The sequence below is a fragment of the Nocardioides sp. WG-D5 genome, from assembly GCF_054031175.1.
In genome coordinates this window covers 4579031-4594448 of the sequence record NZ_CM132928.1, presented here as the reverse complement: position 1 = coordinate 4594448, position 15418 = coordinate 4579031, and the positions used below count along the sequence as shown (strand labels likewise).

General features: G+C 70.6%; 17 protein-coding genes. 6 read left to right on the top strand and 11 right to left on the bottom strand.

Annotated elements, in window-relative coordinates:
* The first annotated feature begins 29 nt into the window (after window positions 1-29).
* Complete coding sequence (locus tag ACWZJV_RS22255) at window positions 30-1274, top strand: MFS transporter (RefSeq protein ID WP_457178742.1); 1245 nt, start codon at window positions 30-32, stop codon at window positions 1272-1274.
* Here ACWZJV_RS22255 and ACWZJV_RS22250 read toward each other — a convergent pair.
* Entirely contained in the window at window positions 1271-1867 is a 597-nt protein-coding gene (locus tag ACWZJV_RS22250) for a TetR/AcrR family transcriptional regulator (protein WP_196875012.1), read from the bottom strand. The two genes, ACWZJV_RS22255 and ACWZJV_RS22250, sit on opposite strands and share 4 nt — an antisense overlap.
* Window positions 1868-1927: 60 nt before the next feature.
* On the opposite strand from ACWZJV_RS22250, the gene ACWZJV_RS22245 reads away from it, so the two are divergent.
* Genes ACWZJV_RS22245 through ACWZJV_RS22235 form a run of 3 tightly spaced genes read left to right on the top strand, consistent with a single transcriptional unit; the run spans window position 1928 to window position 5189 of the window.
* Window positions 1928-2866 carry a patatin-like phospholipase family protein gene (locus ACWZJV_RS22245; protein WP_457178740.1) on the top strand — a complete coding sequence of 313 codons (939 nt, stop codon included), beginning with the start codon at window positions 1928-1930 and terminating at the stop codon, window positions 2864-2866.
* Window positions 2863-4353, top strand: coding sequence for a flavin-containing monooxygenase (locus ACWZJV_RS22240; protein ID WP_457178738.1), 1491 nt, complete (start codon window positions 2863-2865; stop codon window positions 4351-4353). Before ACWZJV_RS22245 ends, ACWZJV_RS22240 begins: the two co-directional genes overlap by 4 nt.
* Complete coding sequence (locus ACWZJV_RS22235; RefSeq protein ID WP_457178736.1) at window positions 4350-5189, top strand: SDR family oxidoreductase; 840 nt, start codon at window positions 4350-4352, stop codon at window positions 5187-5189. The genes ACWZJV_RS22240 and ACWZJV_RS22235 overlap by 4 nt, the downstream gene beginning before the upstream one ends.
* A 14-nt stretch (window positions 5190-5203) precedes the next feature.
* Here the strand turns inward: ACWZJV_RS22235 and ACWZJV_RS22230 are convergent, their stop codons facing one another.
* On the bottom strand, window positions 5204-5743 hold the full coding sequence (locus ACWZJV_RS22230; protein WP_457178734.1) for a DUF1697 domain-containing protein: 540 nt from the start codon (window positions 5741-5743) through the stop codon (window positions 5204-5206).
* Between the two features lie 56 nt (window positions 5744-5799).
* Here ACWZJV_RS22230 and ACWZJV_RS22225 point away from each other — a divergent pair, with 56 nt between their 5' ends.
* The gene (locus ACWZJV_RS22225; RefSeq protein WP_008358659.1) at window positions 5800-6273 is read left to right on the top strand and encodes a MarR family winged helix-turn-helix transcriptional regulator; all 474 of its coding nucleotides are present in this window, start codon (window positions 5800-5802) and stop codon (window positions 6271-6273) included.
* Here the strand turns inward: ACWZJV_RS22225 and ACWZJV_RS22220 are convergent.
* From ACWZJV_RS22220 to ACWZJV_RS22200, 5 genes are all read right to left on the bottom strand, one after another.
* Entirely contained in the window at window positions 6270-7001 is a 732-nt protein-coding gene (locus tag ACWZJV_RS22220; protein ID WP_457178731.1) for a copper homeostasis protein CutC, read from the bottom strand. The two genes, ACWZJV_RS22225 and ACWZJV_RS22220, sit on opposite strands and share 4 nt — an antisense overlap.
* Window positions 7002-7065: 64 nt before the next feature.
* A complete protein-coding gene (locus ACWZJV_RS22215) occupies window positions 7066-8847 on the bottom strand; it encodes a DEAD/DEAH box helicase (protein WP_196875017.1) in 1782 nt (593 codons plus the stop codon).
* On the bottom strand, window positions 8844-9122 hold the full coding sequence (locus ACWZJV_RS22210; protein WP_008358664.1) for a DUF3039 domain-containing protein: 279 nt from the start codon (window positions 9120-9122) through the stop codon (window positions 8844-8846). The genes ACWZJV_RS22215 and ACWZJV_RS22210 overlap by 4 nt, the downstream gene beginning before the upstream one ends.
* A 21-nt stretch (window positions 9123-9143) precedes the next feature.
* Window positions 9144-9710 carry a YqgE/AlgH family protein gene (locus ACWZJV_RS22205; RefSeq protein WP_008358666.1) on the bottom strand — a complete coding sequence of 189 codons (567 nt, stop codon included), beginning with the start codon at window positions 9708-9710 and terminating at the stop codon, window positions 9144-9146.
* 176 nt (window positions 9711-9886) lie between these two features.
* On the bottom strand, window positions 9887-10417 hold the full coding sequence (locus tag ACWZJV_RS22200; protein ID WP_008358668.1) for a hypothetical protein: 531 nt from the start codon (window positions 10415-10417) through the stop codon (window positions 9887-9889).
* 125 nt (window positions 10418-10542) lie between these two features.
* On the opposite strand from ACWZJV_RS22200, the gene ACWZJV_RS22195 reads away from it, so the two are divergent.
* Complete coding sequence (locus ACWZJV_RS22195; protein WP_040755278.1) at window positions 10543-11232, top strand: TetR/AcrR family transcriptional regulator; 690 nt, start codon at window positions 10543-10545, stop codon at window positions 11230-11232.
* A gap of 24 nt (window positions 11233-11256) precedes the next feature.
* On the opposite strand, the gene ACWZJV_RS22190 is transcribed toward ACWZJV_RS22195, so the two are convergent.
* The 4 genes from ACWZJV_RS22190 to ACWZJV_RS22175 all read right to left on the bottom strand — a co-directional run bounded on the left by ACWZJV_RS22190 (window position 11257) and on the right by ACWZJV_RS22175 (window position 15404).
* On the bottom strand, window positions 11257-12297 hold the full coding sequence (locus tag ACWZJV_RS22190) for a DUF3048 domain-containing protein (protein WP_457178728.1): 1041 nt from the start codon (window positions 12295-12297) through the stop codon (window positions 11257-11259).
* Between the two features lie 108 nt (window positions 12298-12405).
* Window positions 12406-13173, bottom strand: a complete 768-nt coding sequence (locus ACWZJV_RS22185) for an SDR family NAD(P)-dependent oxidoreductase (RefSeq protein WP_457178726.1) — start codon at window positions 13171-13173, stop codon at window positions 12406-12408.
* A gap of 90 nt (window positions 13174-13263) precedes the next feature.
* Window positions 13264-14418 (bottom strand): glycerophosphodiester phosphodiesterase, encoded by a 1155-nt coding sequence (locus tag ACWZJV_RS22180; RefSeq protein ID WP_457178724.1) that lies wholly within the window; start codon window positions 14416-14418, stop codon window positions 13264-13266.
* A 74-nt stretch (window positions 14419-14492) separates the two neighbouring features.
* Entirely contained in the window at window positions 14493-15404 is a 912-nt protein-coding gene (locus ACWZJV_RS22175) for a glycerophosphodiester phosphodiesterase (RefSeq protein ID WP_008358678.1), read from the bottom strand.
* Window positions 15405-15418 lie beyond the last annotated feature (14 nt).

Sequence of the window (15418 nt, the reverse complement as noted above, 5' to 3'; positions counted from 1 at the left end):
AGATCGCCCGAAGGTCTATTGTCTCTCGAATGGCTCGGATCTCGGCGACAGCCCCCCTTCGCGAACCCCACTTCCGATGGTTCTTCGCATCCCGCTCGATCAACATGGTGGGCAACTTCATGGCGCCCGTCGCGCTCGCCTTCGCCGTCCTGGAGGTGAGCGACGCGCCGATCGCGATCGGCGCCGTCCTCGCGGCCCGCACCATCCCGATGATCGTCTTCATGCTCATCGGCGGCGTGCTCGCCGACCGGATGGGCCGGGCCCGGATCCTGTTCGCCTCCAACCTGATCTCCGGCCTGAGCCAGGCGGCGGTCGCCGTCCTGGTCATCGCCGGGGTCGCCGAGCTGTGGCACCTGATCGTCCTCTCCGCCCTCAACGGCATCGTCTCCGCCGCCGGTCTGCCCGCCCAGCAGGGGATCATCCCGCTCGTGGTGCCCCGCACCATGCTGCAGGAGGCCAACGTGCTGATGTCGCTGACGCGGGCGGTGGTCGCGGTCGCCGGTCCCGGCACCGCCGGCCTCCTCGTCCTCAGCGTCGGCGCGGGCTGGGCGCTCGCCCTCGACGCGGCCACCTGGATCATCGCCGCGCTGCTGTTGCTGCCGGTCAAGCTCAGCGGGTCGGTCGGCAAGGCCTCGGTGATCGGCGACCTGCGCCTGGGCTGGGACTACTTCCGCACCACCAGCTGGCTGTGGCTCTGCGTCGGCGCCGCGACGATGCTCAACGCGCTCTACGAGGGTGGGCTGCTCACCCTCGGCCCGCAGCGTGCCGAGGGATCGTCGCTGGGCGCGGGTGGCTGGGGTCTGCTCCTCACCTTCCAGGGCATCGGCGTGCTCGCCGCGACGCTCGTGCTGATGAAGGTCCGGCTCGAGCGGCCGCTGTTCTACGGCATGATCGGGATGGCCCTGTTCGGGCTGCCGATCGCGGCGCTCGGGTTCTCCACCGACCTCGGCGTGCTGCTGCCCGCGGCCACCCTCTCCGGCGCCGGCATCCAGGTCTTCAGCCTCGGCTGGCAGCTGTCGATGCAGGAGAACGTCCCCGGCGAGCTGCTCTCCCGCGCGTCCTCCTACGACCAGCTGGGCACCTATATCGCCATCCCCGTCGGGCAGCTGGCGATGGGGCCGCTGGCTGCTGCGTACGGGATCGAGAACATGCTCGCGATCGCCGGCATCGCCTATGTGGTGATCTCGCTGGCGACGCTGCTGAGCCCGGCCGTACGCGGCCTGAACCGGGTCTCCTTCCCCTCCGCCGAGCGCAACGGCGCCCCGGCACACTAGGGTCTCGCGCTCTCCAGCAACGACCGCAGCAGGTCGACCAGGCTGGCGACCGACAGGTCGGGGTCGAACGCACGCTGGACACCCAGCCCGATGCCGAGGGAGAGCAGCTGGACGGCGGCCTCCTCGGCCGGTGAGGGCAGCGTGAGGCCGAGCTCGTCGGCCTGCTGCTCGATGAGGCCGGCGACCGCCGCGGTGAGCTCGCGGCGCCTGTTGGCGAGCTGCTGGCTCACGCCCGGGACGCGACGGGTGCTGGTCGCGAACTCGACCTCGAGCGCGGTCCAGCCGACGTCACCGATGTTGGCTTCGGCCCACGCCGCGAAGGCGTCGATCCGGCCCTCGACGGTCTCGATCCCGTTGACCGCGCTCGCCAGGGACAGTGCCCGCTCCTGATGGATCACGTCGAGCACGGCGAGGCCGAGATCGTGCTTGGTCGCGAAGTTCGAGTAGACGGCGCCCTTCGAGTAGCCCGCCTCGGCGGCGACCTTGTCGAGCGAGGTCGCGTTGTAGCCGTCCGAGAGGAACAGGCGATGTGCGGTCTGGACGAGTCGCTCCCGCGTCTGCGCGTGCGACTCCTTGCGCGTGATCCGGCCCACGGCCCAGATCTTACCAGCCAGGCCTACCGTCGGTATTCAAATACCGTTAGTATCCGAATCATGACGCAACGACGCGCGCTCGCCATCGGCTGCGGCGGCACCCTCGGGTTCGCCTGGACGGCCGTCGCCCTCCGCACCCTCGAGGAGGCCCTCGACTGGGACGCCCGGACCGCCGACGTCCTGGTCGGCACCTCCGCGGGCTCCGAGATCGTCGCGGCCCTCGGGTCCGGCCGTACGCCGCAGGACCTGCTCGACGCTCTCGACGGGACACCGGGCGCCGACCCGGTGCTGGCGGCCCACGTCGCCGTCCACCCCGGCACGGTGCCGCCGATGCCGGCTCCCGCGCTGCCGGCGCTCGGCCTGGTCCGGTCCGGGCTCTCGCGCCGCTCGCCCTACAGCGCGCTGGCCGGGCTGCTCCCCCGGGGCCGCGGGGACGCCGGCTGGCTGCGGGAGTACGGCGACGCGCTGGCCGGTCCCGACGGCTGGGTCGGCCACCCCGCGACCTGGCTGGTCGCGGCCGACGCGACCACCGGCGAGCGGGTGGCGTTCGGCTCCGACGACGCCCCGGCGACTTCATTGAGCGCGGCCGTCGCCGCGTCGTGGGCGATCCCCGGCTGGTTCCCGCCGGTCGAGATCGCCGGCCGTCGCTACGTCGACGGCGGCGCGGTCTCCTCCGTCTCGGCCGACCTCCTCCTCGGCCAGGCGGTCGACGAGGTCGTCGTGGTCGCCCCGATGACCACCGAGGGCGGCGTACCGGCCCGCGGGATCGACCGGGTCGAGCGACTGCTGCGCTCCCAGATGACCGCGGTGCTCGACCGCGAGGTCGCCCGGCTCCGGGCGGCCGGGGTGCGAGTGATCCGGGTCGAGCCCGGTCCCGAGGAGCTCGCCGACATGGGCCCCAACTTCATGGACCTCGGCCGCCGCGAGGCCACCCTCGCCGCGGCCCGCCGACACGTTCCCGGCCGCGTCGCGGCCGCACTCGAAGGAGCAACCGCATGAGCAAGCATCACGAGGTCGTCGTCATCGGCGCCGGCATCTCCGGCATCGCCGCCGCGATCAAGCTGCGCGAGGCAGGCGTCGAGGACGTCGTCATCCTGGAGAAAGCCGACACCTACGGTGGCACCTGGCGGGCCAACACCTATCCGGGATGTGCCTGCGACGTACCGTCCAACCTCTACTCGTTCTCCTTCGCTCCCAACAGCGACTGGTCGCGGGTCTACGGCAACCAGCCGGAGATCCTCGCCTACATCGACCGCGTCGCCCGCGACCGTGGCCTCGAGGACATCACCCGGTTCGGCGTGGAGGTCCTGGGAGCCGCCTGGAGCAACGAGTCCGCCGAGTGGCGCCTGGAGACCAGCGCCGGTGAGATCACCGCGCGTTTCCTGGTCGCGGCCGCCGGCCCGTGGAACGAGCCGAAGATCCCGGACCTGCCGGGCCTGGCCGACTTCCCCGGTGAGGTCTGGCACTCGGCGCGGTGGAACCACGACGTCGACCTCGACGGCAAGCGGGTCGCCGTGATCGGCACCGGTGCGTCGGCCGTCCAGTTCGTGCCCGAGATCCAGAAGCAGGTCGCCGATCTGCACCTCTTCCAGCGCACCGCCCACTGGGTCCTGCCGAAGGTCGACCACCCGGTGCCGGAGGCGGAGAAGTGGGTCAAGCGCAACGTCCCCTTCTTCGAGAAGGCCCTCGGCGCCGTCGAGTACGCCGCGATGGAGACCGTCGGCCTCGCCTTCCACCGCCCCAAGCCGCTGATGCACGGGCTGCAGAAGATCGGTCAGGCCTACCTGCGCGCTGCCGTCCGGGACAAGGAGCTGCGGGCCAAGCTGACGCCCGACTACCTGCTCGGCTGCAAGCGGATCCTCTTCTCCAACAACTACCTCCAGTCGCTGACGAAGCCGAACGTCGAGGTGCACGCGACCGGCGTCGACCGCGTCGAAGGCGCCAGCGTGATCGGCTCCGACGGCAGCGCGGCCGAGGTCGACGCAATCATCCTCGGCACCGGCTTCCACATCCTCGACATGCCGGTCGCCGACCTGATCCGCGGGGCCGACGGCCGCACGCTCGCCGAGCACTGGGCAGGCTCCCCCGAGGCCTACCAGGGCACCTCGGTCGCTGGCTTCCCCAACGCGTTCGTGGTGCTCGGCCCGAGCCTCGGCACCGGCCACGGCTCCGCCTTCGCCGTCGCCGAGTCGCAGGTCGCGATGATCACCGACGCCGTCACCACCGCCCGCGAGCAGGGCTGGACACAGCTCGACGTGACCCCACAGGCCCAGGCAGCGTACGTCGCGGACGTGCAGGCCGCGCTCGCCGGCACCGCCTACAGCGGCGCCTCGTGCCACAGCTACTTCATCGACGCCAACGGCCGCAACAGCTTCTCCTGGCCGTGGTCGACCGGCGAGCTGGTCCGCCGGATCAGCCGATTCGACCCCGCCGACTTCCAGATCACCTCGGTGGTCGAGCCTGCCGAGACCGAGGTGTCCGCATGACCCGCTGCCCCAGGATCGACCTCGACGGCGCGCTGGTCGTCGTCACCGGCGCCGCCCGCGGTATCGGCCTGGCCACGGCGAAGGAGTTCGCCGCGGCCGGGGCGAAGGTGGCGCTCGGCGACCTCGACGACGCGCTGGCGCGGGAGGCGGCGGCAGGACTCGGCCGGGGCGCGAGCGGTCACCGGCTCGACGTCGCCGACAAGGAGTCCTACGGCGACTTCCTCGCCGCCGCGGAGGAGGCCCACAGCAGGCCGGTCGACGTCCTGGTCAACAACGCCGGCGTCATGCCCAACGGCGCCTTCCTCGAGCAGGAGGACCGGATCGACCGGCTGACCATGGACGTCAACGTCTACGGAGTCATCCACGGCATGCGGCTGGCGCTGCCTGGGATGATCGCGCGCGGTCACGGCCACGTGGTCAACGTGGCCTCGCTGGCGGGCAAGTTCCCGCTCAAGGGCCTGGCGGTCTACAACGCCAGCAAGTACGCCGTCGTGGGCCTCAGCGCGGCCACGCGCCTCGAGCTCGACGGCACCGGGGTCTCGCTGACCACCGTGCTGCCGAGCGCCGTCCGCACCGAGCTCTCCTCCGGCATCGACCTCGGCGTCCTCCCGACGGTCGACCCCGAGGACATCGCGGCCGCCGTGGTGAGGTCGGTCCGCACCCGGGCGGCCGAGATCGCCGTCCCGTCCTACGTCGGCCTCGCCGCCGCCGGCGCTCCGCTCGTCCCCGAGCGGGTGATGCGCCTGATCCGCCGCGCCGTGCACGACGACGCCGCGATCACCCGCGTCGACGACGACGTACGCCGGGGCTATCTCGATCGCATCGAGGCGCAGTAGGGGCGCAGCAGGCCTCAGGCCCAACGGTCGGCGAGGGTGCGGATCACGTTGAGGTTGCGGTTGGTGCTGATGGCGATGTGGCGCTCGACCACGGCGTTGGTGATCTTCGTCTGGTGAAAGCTCTCGGTGAGCAGGTGCACGGCGCGACCGATGACGTAGACCCGCTCGCCCTCGCCCGCCCGGGCGACCAGGGCCTCACGCGAGCTGGGATCGCTGTGCTCCTTGCACAGGAACACGAACTGCCGGCCCTCGTGACCCATCCCGACCGCCGCGGCGTCGTTGGCGATCACCTTCAGCTCGGCGGGCGTGACGCAGATCGTCGGCACCTCGAAGAAGCGGTCGGCGGCGAAGGCCTCCTCCAGGATCGCCTCCATCTCGGCCCGGTCGCCGACCGGGTGGTCGAAGCGTACGTTGCCCGTGTTGATGTAGGTCTCGACGTCGGTTCCGCCTGCCCTCACGACCGCTGCGGTGATCGCCTGCTTGGGGAACTTTCGCGTCGCGCCCAGGTTGATGGCGCGCAGGAACGCGATCCAGGTGTGCCGCTCCGTAGTCATTCTCAGATAGTCTCCACCCGTTCACCGCGCCGCAACCCCAACCCTGGAATCCACCGATGCCTTCACAGCAGCTGCTCCCCACAGCAGGCCCGACCGCCTCGGGCTCCGCTTCGGCGAAGACCCTGGACCTCTCCAGCGACCTGGTGGTCTACGCGGCGCGCCTCATGCGCCTCGTACGCCGCGCGCTCGATCTTCCGGCCAGCGTCCGCGTCCTCACGATCCTCGACGCCATCGGGCCGCTCGGCATCACCGACCTGGCGCGCGCCGACGGCTGCTCCCAGCCGACCATGTCGGCGCAGATCGCCCAGCTGGTGGAGACCGGCCTGGTCAGCAAGGAGCCCAACCCCGCCGATGCGCGGGCGAGCCTGGTGACGCTCACCGACGCGGGCCGGGCCGATCTGGCCGACGTGCGCGAGCGCATCTCGCATCTCATCGCCGAGCGGCTGGAGTCGCGTCACCGCACCGAGGCCGACCTCGAGGCCGCCGTCTCGGTGCTGCGCGACCTGGTCGAGGGCGACACCCTGGCCTAGGCCAGCGCGGCGGCCGCGGCCGCGACCACGTCCGGATCGGTCACCCAGTGACCACCGTCGTCGGCGACACCCAGGGCCACCCGGCCGGCGGTGAGGACCCGTCGCTTCGCGGAGAGATGCACGCCCTCGACCCCGAGCGCCGCCAGCGCCGCGATCGCATCGACGGTCACGCCGCCTCCGGCCAGGACGTCCGGTCCCCCGGCCGCGACCATCTCGGCGATCGTCGCGGCCCCCGCCGCGGCGGCCGGCGCACCACCTGAGGTGAGCACCCGGTCGACCACCCCGGCCAGCGACCGCATCGCCGCGACCGGGTCGGCGCTGAGGTCGACGGCCCGGTGGAACGTCACCGTCGCCTCGTACGCAGCGGCCGCATCCGCCAGGCCACGGACCAGCTCGACGTCGGGCTCCCCGTGCGGAGTGAGCGCGCCGATCACGATCCCGTCGACCCCGGCCGCCAGGACAATCTCGACCTCGCGTTCGAGGAGATGCCGCTCCTCGGCGGAGTAGCCGAACCCTCCCGGCCGCGGCCGGACGAGCACGTGGACACCCTGCCAGCCGTCGGCGGCGTCGGTGCCGCCGACCGCGTCGAGGACTCCCTCGACCAGCCCCTGCGACGGGGTGACACCACCGACCTCGAGGGCCGTGCAGAGCTCGACCCGGGTCGCCCCGGCCGCACGCGCGGCGAGCGCGCCGTCCACCGACGTCACGGCGATCTCGAGTGCTGTCATCGCGTCCTCATGACAGCCAGTGTGCCCGAATCCTCGACCCTCCCGCCGAGTCGGCTCGTCGAAATCAGGCCGAACCTCGCGCCGCCCAGTCACGCAGGGTGTCGATGCGGGCCTTGAGCTGGTCGGCGTTGGCGACGGCGGCGGGCGGGCCGCCGCACTCCTTCCGGAGCCGGTTGTGGGTGACACCGTGGGGCGTCTTGGTGCGATGGTGCCAGGCGGCGACCAGGCCGTTGAGCTCGCGCCGGAGCACGGCGAGCTGCTCGTGGGCGGCGACCGCGGCGACGGGCTCGTCGGCGGCGACCGGTCCCGAGGCCGACTTCTGCTTGCGCGCCCGGTCGCTCTGCCGCTGCTGGAGCAGGGTCTTCATCTGGTCGGCGTCGAGCAGCCCGGGGATACCGAGGAAGTCCATCTCCTCCTCGGAGCCGACGTGCACCTCACCGGAGTGGCCGAACTCGCCACCGTCGAAGAGCACCCGGTCGAAGCGTGCCTCGGAGCCCATCGCCTCCCAGGCCCCCAGCTCCTCCTCGGAGGCGCCCTCCTCGGCGTTGGCCGCCGCCATCAGGGCGTCCTCGGCGGCGAAGATGTCGTCCTCGCTGGTGACCTTCTTGCCGAGCACGTGGTCGCGCTGCAGCTCCAGCTCGGAGGCGAAGCCGAGCAGGTTGGGCACCGAGGGCAGGAAGACGGAGGCGGTCTCGCCCCGCGTACGAGCACGTACGAAGCGGCCCACCGCCTGGGCGAAGAAGAGCGGCGTCGAGGTGGTCGTGGCGTAGACCCCGACGGCGAGCCGGGGCACGTCGACGCCCTCGGAGACCATTCGGACCGCGACCATCCAGCGGTCGTCGGACTCGGCGAACTTGGCGATCTTCTTCGAGCCGGCCTTCTCGTCGGAGAGGACGACCGTGGCCGACTCCCCCGTGATCGACTTGATCGTCTTGGCGTAGGAGCGCGCCGAGTCCTGATCGGTGGCGATGACGAGCCCACCCGCGTCGGGGACGTGGCGCCGCACCTCGGTCAGCCGCTTGTCGGCGGCCGCGAGCACCGACGGGATCCAGGACCCGGCCGGGTCGAGCGCGGTCCGCAGCGCCTGCGAGGTCAGGTCCTTGGTCAGCGGCTCACCGAGGTGGGCGGCGATCTCGTCGCCGGCCCGGGTGCGCCACTGCATCTGTCCCGAGTAGGCCATGAAGAGCACCGGCCGGACGACGTGGTCGCGCAGCGCCTCGGCGTAGCCGTAGGTGTAGTCGGCCGCCGAGCGCGGGATGCCGTCCTCGCCGGGTGCGTAGGTGACGAACGGGATCGGGTTGGTGTCGGAGCGGAACGGCGTACCGGTCAGCGCCAGCCGGCGAGCGGCCGGCTCGAAGGCCTCCCGGACACCGTCACCCCAGGAGAGCGCGTCACCGGCGTGGTGGACCTCGTCGAGGATCACCAGCGTCTTGAACCGCTCCGTGCGGATCCGCATCGCGAGCGGGTTGACCGCGACACCCGCGTAGGTCACCGCGATCCCGACGTAGTCGGCCGAGGTCTTGCCCTGACCGGCCGAGTAGGTCGGGTCGATCGGGATACCGGCACGCGCGGCCGCCTCGGCCCACTGCACCTTGAGGTGCTCGGTCGGGGCGACGATGGTCACCCGGTCGACCAGGCGCCGGCCCAGGAGCTCGGCTGCGACCGTCAGCGCGAAGGTCGTCTTACCGGCGCCGGGCGTCGCCACGGCGAGGAAGTCACGGGGATGGTCGGTGAGGTAGGCGTTGAGCGCCTCCTGCTGCCAAGCACGGAGCTTGGGCGCAGTGCCCCAGGCGGCCTTGTTGGGCCACGCGGGTGTGAGGGCGCCGGGGAGGTCGGCGCTACTCACTCGTCGTCGCCCTCGCCACCGCCCGGCGGCATCCCCTCGAAGATCTCCTTGCAGTCGGGGCAGACCGGGAACTTGGACCCGTCGCGGCTCGGCACCCACACCTTGCCGCACAGCGCGACCACGGGGGTGCCCATGACCATCGCCTCGGTCAGCTTGTCCTTCTCCACATAGTGGGAGTAGCGGTCGTGGTCACCCTCCTCGGTGGGGACGTCTTGATGACGAACGTCCTCCCGTTCCTTGACGGCTTCTTTCGTGCCGAATCCCAGGATGCCCATGCCTCCCAGTCTACTGGTCCTCTAGTTGAGTTCCGGATCGGGCGGGCGCGTGGCGTGGAAGGCCAGCTCACCCGGCTGGCGTCGGAGCACCGCGGACCACATCGAGCTCACGTCGTCGAGGAACGAGTCGTAGGGCTCGCTGTCGACGACGTACCAGGACCCCTCCTCGACCTCTCCCTCGAGCTGAGCGGCGCCCCAGCCGGCGTAGCCGGCGAAGATGCGCAGCCGCGACAGGGTGCCGTCGACGAGCTCGACCGGCGTGTCGAGATCGAGCAGCCCGAGGCGTCCCACCACCGGGCGAAAACCCAGCGGCGGGTCGTCGGAGTCGACCAGGAGCGCCACCGCGATCGCGGAGTCCTTGCTCACCGGGCCGCCCTGGAAGAGGACGTCGGGAACGGCCACCGACGTCGCCCACGGATGCAGCACCTCGGCGACCGGCACCGGCGAGGGCCGGTTCAGCACCACACCCAGCGCACCGTCGTCGTTGACCTCGATCAGCAGCACGACGGTGTCGACGAAGTTGGGGTCGCGAAGCTCCGGGGTGGCTACCAGCAGCCGCCCGGCGCGTACGTCCTTCTGCTCCGTCATGACGCCATGATCGCATCACCTGGGGTACGTCAGCCGCAACAAGAAACCAACAAATACAACGGCCCCGGGACCGGTGCTAAGGGAGGTGCGGAAGGGAGTCCGCGGGAGGGAGCACACCGGCCCCGGGGCCTGGCTTGAAGGTCCGTACGCAGCCCTTCGACAAGCTCAGGACGGGCCTAGGCTGCCGAGCGGACCGCCCGGAACATGTCGACGAGGCCGGCGAAGGGCCCGCGCTCGACGACCTCGACGGCCGGCTCGTACTCGGCACGAGCCCGTGCCTCGATCATCGAGCCGAGGCGTACGCACTCGGCGTCGGCGAACGCACCCTTGCCCGCCATGACGGCCAGGGTCAGGTGCTCCTTGGTCTGCGACTTGGCCAGCGCGGTGGCCATCGCGTCGTCGACGGGAAGCGCGTGGTAGCGGTCGAGGACCGTGCGGATGCCTGGCAGGTCGTCGGCCGCGCCGTGCCACGCCCGGACGACGGCGTCCTCGAGGTCCATCGGCTGGTTGGCGAGCTCGGTCTCGATGCGCCCGGACAGGCGGGTGTGCCAGCGCAGCTGGAGGGCGGCGAGCAGGTCGAGCTCGTCGGTGAAGGTCTCGGTGACGCCGGGAAGATCCATGGGCAGCAGGCCGTCTCGACGCTCGTCGACGGCGGCGACCACGCCGCGGAGGATCTCCCCGCGCTTGTGATGGCTGGTCCAGCTCATTTGTCGGCTCCTTGCGGAAGGTTGGCACTCACATACCGCGAGTACGTACCTATAGTATTGGACATACCGACGGTATGGCCAATAGCCGGGACGGTGATTCCTGACACGGCCGTTAGAGTGGATGGGTGGCAAAGTCGTCCGTGAGCAAGCTCGTCCCCAAGGTTCCCCCGCTTCCGTCGGTGCCGGGGATGTCACGGCGGCAGCAGTTCTCCGCCTCGACCAAGAAGACGCTGGTCGAGGTCGCCGAGAGACTCTTCACCGAGCACGGCTACGCGAGCACGTCGCTGGACGCCATCGTGGCCGGCGCCGAGGTCACCAAGGGCGCGCTCTACCACCACTTCAGCGGCAAGCAGGCGCTCTACGAGGTCGTCTTCGAGAAGGTCGAGGCCGCGACCGCGCAGAGCATCGACGCCGCCATGCGCGAGTCGAAGGACCCGTGGGAGCAGGCCCGGGCCGGGCTGCGGACCTTCCTGGAGGCCGTCCAGCAGCCGACCTACCGCCGCATCGTCGTGCAGGAGGGCCCGGCCGTCCTCGGCTACCAGCGCTACCGGGAGCAGGAGGAGCGCTCCACGTTCACCGTCGTCGAGGACATCGTCGCCGCCGTCCTGCGCGCCGGCGACCGCACCGTCGACGACGAGATGGTCGCCACCTTCGCCCGGCTCTTCTTCGGGGCGATGTCGGCCGCCGGCGAGTCCGTCACCGAGGCGAGCAACCCCGAGGACGCCGCCGAGCGCATCGAGCTGGCCGTGACCTACCTGCTGACCGGGGTCCAGACCCTGGCGAAGCAGGGGGTCAAGGTCGAGGACATGCGCTGAGAGATCGGGCGATCTCTCTGCGCGCTACCTGACGGTCACGCCTCCGGGCTCGACCTGGCCGTTGCCCTTCGGGATCAGGTCCAGCCAGACCTTGCCCGGCGGGATCTCGATCGCGGCGCCCTGCGCGTCGGTGAAGGTGACCGCGCCCTTCTCGCCCTTCTTCACCCAGGTCGCCTCGACGATCTGGCCCTCGCGCAGGATCCACGCCTTGCCCCGGCCGGTGAAGTGGGAGACGGGCACGATCGCGCCGCCCGGGTCCTTGTAGGGGGCGATCGTGGTCTTGGTCTGCGCGACCACGACGGTGTCGGCGAGGAACTGGCCGCTCTTGGCCATGTAGTTGTTCTGCAGGTGGTACTTGCCACCCTTGAAGACCCAGTTGTCGGTGCGCGCCTGGGAGAACTTCACGTCGACGGCCCGGGCCGGCTTGCCGCCGGCCAGCTTCGTGGTCGCGTCGCCCCAGGGCATGAAGTCTCCGGGCCGCTTGGCCTTGCCCTTCCTCTCGGCAGCCTTCCCGACCTTGGCGACCTTGCCGACCACGCTGTGCAGGAAGTCGTGGGGCTTGCTGGTGTCGCGTACGACGTAGGGGGTGGACATGTCGATCCACGAGATGTCGTGCTTCTTCAGCTGCGCGAAGGTGTAGGGAGCCGCGCCGCTGGTCAGGATCTTGGCACCGATCGGTGCGGCGATGCCGGCGTCGGTGGCCCGCATGGAGCGGACCGGACCGGCCTCCTTCGGGAGCTGGGAGTAGTAGGCGACGGCCAGGCGCGTCACGCCACCCTCGACCAGCTCCTGGACGACCATGTCCGCCTTGGCGACGCCGTACTGCGGGTCGCTGGCCGCGGTGTTGTCGATCTTGACGATGTAGGCCGGGTGCTTGCGCGCCGCGCTCTGCCCCTCGGGGAGCTCGACGCCGGTCAGCGGCTCGTGGTCGGGCTCAGCCGGCGCGGACGGCGACGGCTTCGTCTCCTTGGGCTCCTCCGAGGAGCCGCAGCCGGTCAGGACCAGACCCGCGGCGGCCAGCGTTGCCACTGATCGCAGGAGGAACCCCGGGCGGGACGTACGCATCATCAATCTCCATCTGCATCGGCCTGCATCGGCTCAGTACCAAGACGAGTGTCAGACGGTAATCGTTGCATCCAACGCGGGCACGCCCGGGGTTCGGTCCTGACCAGATCAGGCGACGGTCGCGCCGCCGTCGACGTAGAGGGTCTGGCCGGTGATGTAGGAGGCCTCGTCGCTGGCCAGGAAGGCAGCGGCGGCGGCGATGTCGCCGGGCTCACCGACGCGCTTGACCGGGTTGGCCTCGGCCGAGAGCTTGCGGAACTCGTCCACGTCGAGGCCGAGGCGGGCCGCGGTCTGGTCGGTCATCTCGGTGGCGATGAAGCCCGGCGCGATGGCGTTCACGTTGACGCCGTAGGGGCCGAGCTCGATGGCGAGGGTGCGGGTGAAGCCCTGCACGCCCATCTTGGCCGCCGAGTAGTTGGCCTGGCCGCGGTTGCCGAGGGCCGAGGTCGAGGAGACGTTGATGATCTTGCCGTACTTCTGCTTCACGAAGACCGCCTGCGCGGCCTTGCTCATCAGGAAGTGGCCCTTGAGGTGGACGTTCATGACCAGGTCCCAGTCGTCCTCGGTCATCTTGAAGAGCAGGTTGTCGCGGGTGATGCCGGCGTTGTTCATCAGGATGTGCAGGCCGCCGAGCTCCTCGACGACACGCGCGATCGCGGCCTCGGCGTCCTCGGCCTTGGCGACGTTGGCGCCGATGCCGACCGACTTCGCGCCCTCGGCGAGCGGGAGCTTGGCGGCGGCCTCAGCGGCAGCGGCCTCGTGGAGGTCGATGATCGCGACCGAGGCGCCCTCCTCGGCGAAACGCGTGGCGACTCCGAAACCGATCCCTCGCGCCGCACCGGTGATGACTGCGACGCGTCCGTCGAAACGACCCATGACTCAAGCTCCTTTGGTTGTGACCGGCCCCACGAACACGTGCGGCCCCCGCCGACAATAGCGAGGGCCGTACGTGATGTCGCGAGGTGTCTACTGATTGGTAGCAACCCACTCGTCGCGGGCAGCCACGCCCAGGTCGGGGTGGTCGGTGAAGAACGCGTCGACACCGGCGTCGAGGTAGGGACCGACCTCGCAGCCGAGGTCACCGATCGCGATCGGGTCGGTGCCGACGCGGCACTCGGTGGGCAGGTACTTGTTCTCCGCGCGCATCGTCCAGATGACGGTCGGCAGCCCGACGCGGTGGGCGCGCTGGGCGAGGTCGGTGGCCTCACCCAGGGTGCCGTCGGCGTTGCGCGGGATGAAGTAGAACTTGTACGGCGCCACCTGGTCGGCGTACTTCTTGATGCTGCGCAGACCCTTGTCGGTGACCAGGTGGTCGTTGGTCACGCCGGTCCCGGCGACGACCTGGTCGTAGGGCGCCCCGCCGAAGTCGACCAGCTGCACCAGCGGCGTGTCGACCATGCGGTTGAGGTCCTTGAGGTTGCTGATCTCGAAGGACTGGATCACCGCCGCGGCGCGCTTGCCGCCGAGGCCGTGGCGCTTGAGGCTCCTCGCGAGCGGCTCCTCGAGCGAGAGACCGATGGAGTCGAAGTACGTCGGGTGCTTGGTCTCCGGGGCGACGCCGATGGTGCGGCCGGTCTCGGCCTCCTTGGCGTCCACCAGGTCGAGCACCTCGTCGAGGGTCGGCACCTCGTAGAGGCCGTTGTAGGCGGTGTTGGCGGGGCGGTCGCCCGGGATGCGCTCCTTGGCCCGCAGCGTCTTCAGCTCGGCGAGGGTGAAGTCCTCGGTGAACCAGCCGGTCAGCGCCTTGCCGTCGATCGTCTTGGTCGTCCTCCGGCCGGCGAACTCGGGGTGGTCGGCGACGTCGGTGGTGCCGGAGATCTCGTTCTCGTGGCGGGCGACGAGCACCCCGTCCTTGGTCGAGACCACGTCGGGCTCGATGAAGTCGGCACCCTGCTGGATGGCCAGGTCGTACGCGGCCAGGGTGTGCTCGGGCCGGTAGCCGGAGGCACCGCGGTGACCGAAGACGATCGGGTCGGCGTGGTGGTGCTTGGCCGCCTGGGCGGCGGTCGTGGTGGTGGCCGCCGCGGAGGCGGGGTTCGAGACCAGGACGGTCCCGGTGGCGAGCGCCGCGGCGGCAGCAAGCGCGAGAGTACGCATGCGAGTGGGGTTCAGCGTGTTCATGCCCCGATCACACCGGCCCCGGGAGTCCCTGGGGCCGGTGTGCGGTGAACGCCGCGTGACGATCTGTCGGCGGCTCAGGCGGCGTCTCGACCGCCCAGCTCAGGCGTACGCCGCTCCGCGATCACGTCCTGGAGGACGTCGGGGTTGTTGGTGATGATGCCGTCCACCCCACGGTCGAGGACCGAGCTCATCGTGGCGGCGTCGTTCACCGTCCAGGAGTGGATGTCCATCCCGAGCCGGTGGACCCGGGCGACGTAGCCGGCGTCGAAGGAGCCGTGGTGCGGGTTGATCTGGTCGGCCCAGGTGTAGCTGTCCAGGTCGGCGTAGGCCGGGGTGCCGAGCAGACCGACCGGCACCTCGGGCTGGATGCTCTTGTAGGTCTTCATGGAGCCGAAGTCGAAGCTCTGCACGGCGAGCCGTCCGGCCGCGACGGCTGATTCGACATAGCCCGGGAACGAGTCGAACTCGGCAGCGACCTTCTTCTCGATACCCGGGTAGAGCCCGGGCGACTTGAGCTCCATCAGGATCCCGGACCGCGTCGGCCGCACCTGCTCGACCATCTCCTTCAGCGTGGGCACCGGCTCACCGGCGTACCTCTCGCCGAACCAGGAGCCGGCGTCGAGGGTCTTGATCTCGGCGAGGGTGAAGTCCTTGACGTTCCACGGCGAGCGGCCGGGGAAGCGCTGCTCGACGTCGGTGGTGCGCGACAAGGTGGTGTCGTGCATCAGCACGAGCTCGCCGTCCTTGGTGGCCTGCACGTCCGACTCGATCCAGTCGGCGTCCTGCTCGATGCCGACGGCGAAGGCGGCGAGGGTGTTCTCGGGGGCGTACGCGCTCGCGCCGCGGTGGGCGGTGACGGTGATGTCCTCGGCCCGGTGGGCCTCGACGGCGTTGACCGCCACCGGAACGAGCATCGTGCCTGCGGCCAGCGCCACGCCGGCCAGCGTTGAGGTGAAGGTCTTGGACGCGACGGACGACAGCGACATGGCGCACTCCCGGG

Bases quoted from the DNA above. Each gene is read 5' to 3' on its own strand.
- ACWZJV_RS22255 (WP_457178742.1), top strand. From the start codon at position 30: ATGGCTCGGATCTCGGCGACAGCCCCCCTTCGCGAACCCCACTTCCGA.
- ACWZJV_RS22245 (WP_457178740.1), top strand. From the start codon at position 1,928: ATGACGCAACGACGCGCGCTCGCCATCGGCTGCGGCGGCACCCTCGGG.
- ACWZJV_RS22240 (WP_457178738.1), top strand. From the start codon at position 2,863: ATGAGCAAGCATCACGAGGTCGTCGTCATCGGCGCCGGCATCTCCGGC.
- ACWZJV_RS22235 (WP_457178736.1), top strand. From the start codon at position 4,350: ATGACCCGCTGCCCCAGGATCGACCTCGACGGCGCGCTGGTCGTCGTC.
- ACWZJV_RS22230 (WP_457178734.1), bottom strand. From the start codon at position 5,743: ATGACTACGGAGCGGCACACCTGGATCGCGTTCCTGCGCGCCATCAAC.
- ACWZJV_RS22225 (WP_008358659.1), top strand. From the start codon at position 5,800: ATGCCTTCACAGCAGCTGCTCCCCACAGCAGGCCCGACCGCCTCGGGC.
- ACWZJV_RS22220 (WP_457178731.1), bottom strand. From the start codon at position 7,001: ATGACAGCACTCGAGATCGCCGTGACGTCGGTGGACGGCGCGCTCGCC.
- ACWZJV_RS22210 (WP_008358664.1), bottom strand. From the start codon at position 9,122: ATGGGCATCCTGGGATTCGGCACGAAAGAAGCCGTCAAGGAACGGGAG.
- ACWZJV_RS22205 (WP_008358666.1), bottom strand. From the start codon at position 9,710: ATGACGGAGCAGAAGGACGTACGCGCCGGGCGGCTGCTGGTAGCCACC.
- ACWZJV_RS22200 (WP_008358668.1), bottom strand. From the start codon at position 10,417: ATGAGCTGGACCAGCCATCACAAGCGCGGGGAGATCCTCCGCGGCGTG.
- ACWZJV_RS22190 (WP_457178728.1), bottom strand. From the start codon at position 12,297: ATGCGTACGTCCCGCCCGGGGTTCCTCCTGCGATCAGTGGCAACGCTG.
- ACWZJV_RS22185 (WP_457178726.1), bottom strand. From the start codon at position 13,173: ATGGGTCGTTTCGACGGACGCGTCGCAGTCATCACCGGTGCGGCGCGA.
- ACWZJV_RS22180 (WP_457178724.1), bottom strand. From the start codon at position 14,418: ATGAACACGCTGAACCCCACTCGCATGCGTACTCTCGCGCTTGCTGCC.
- ACWZJV_RS22175 (WP_008358678.1), bottom strand. From the start codon at position 15,404: ATGTCGCTGTCGTCCGTCGCGTCCAAGACCTTCACCTCAACGCTGGCC.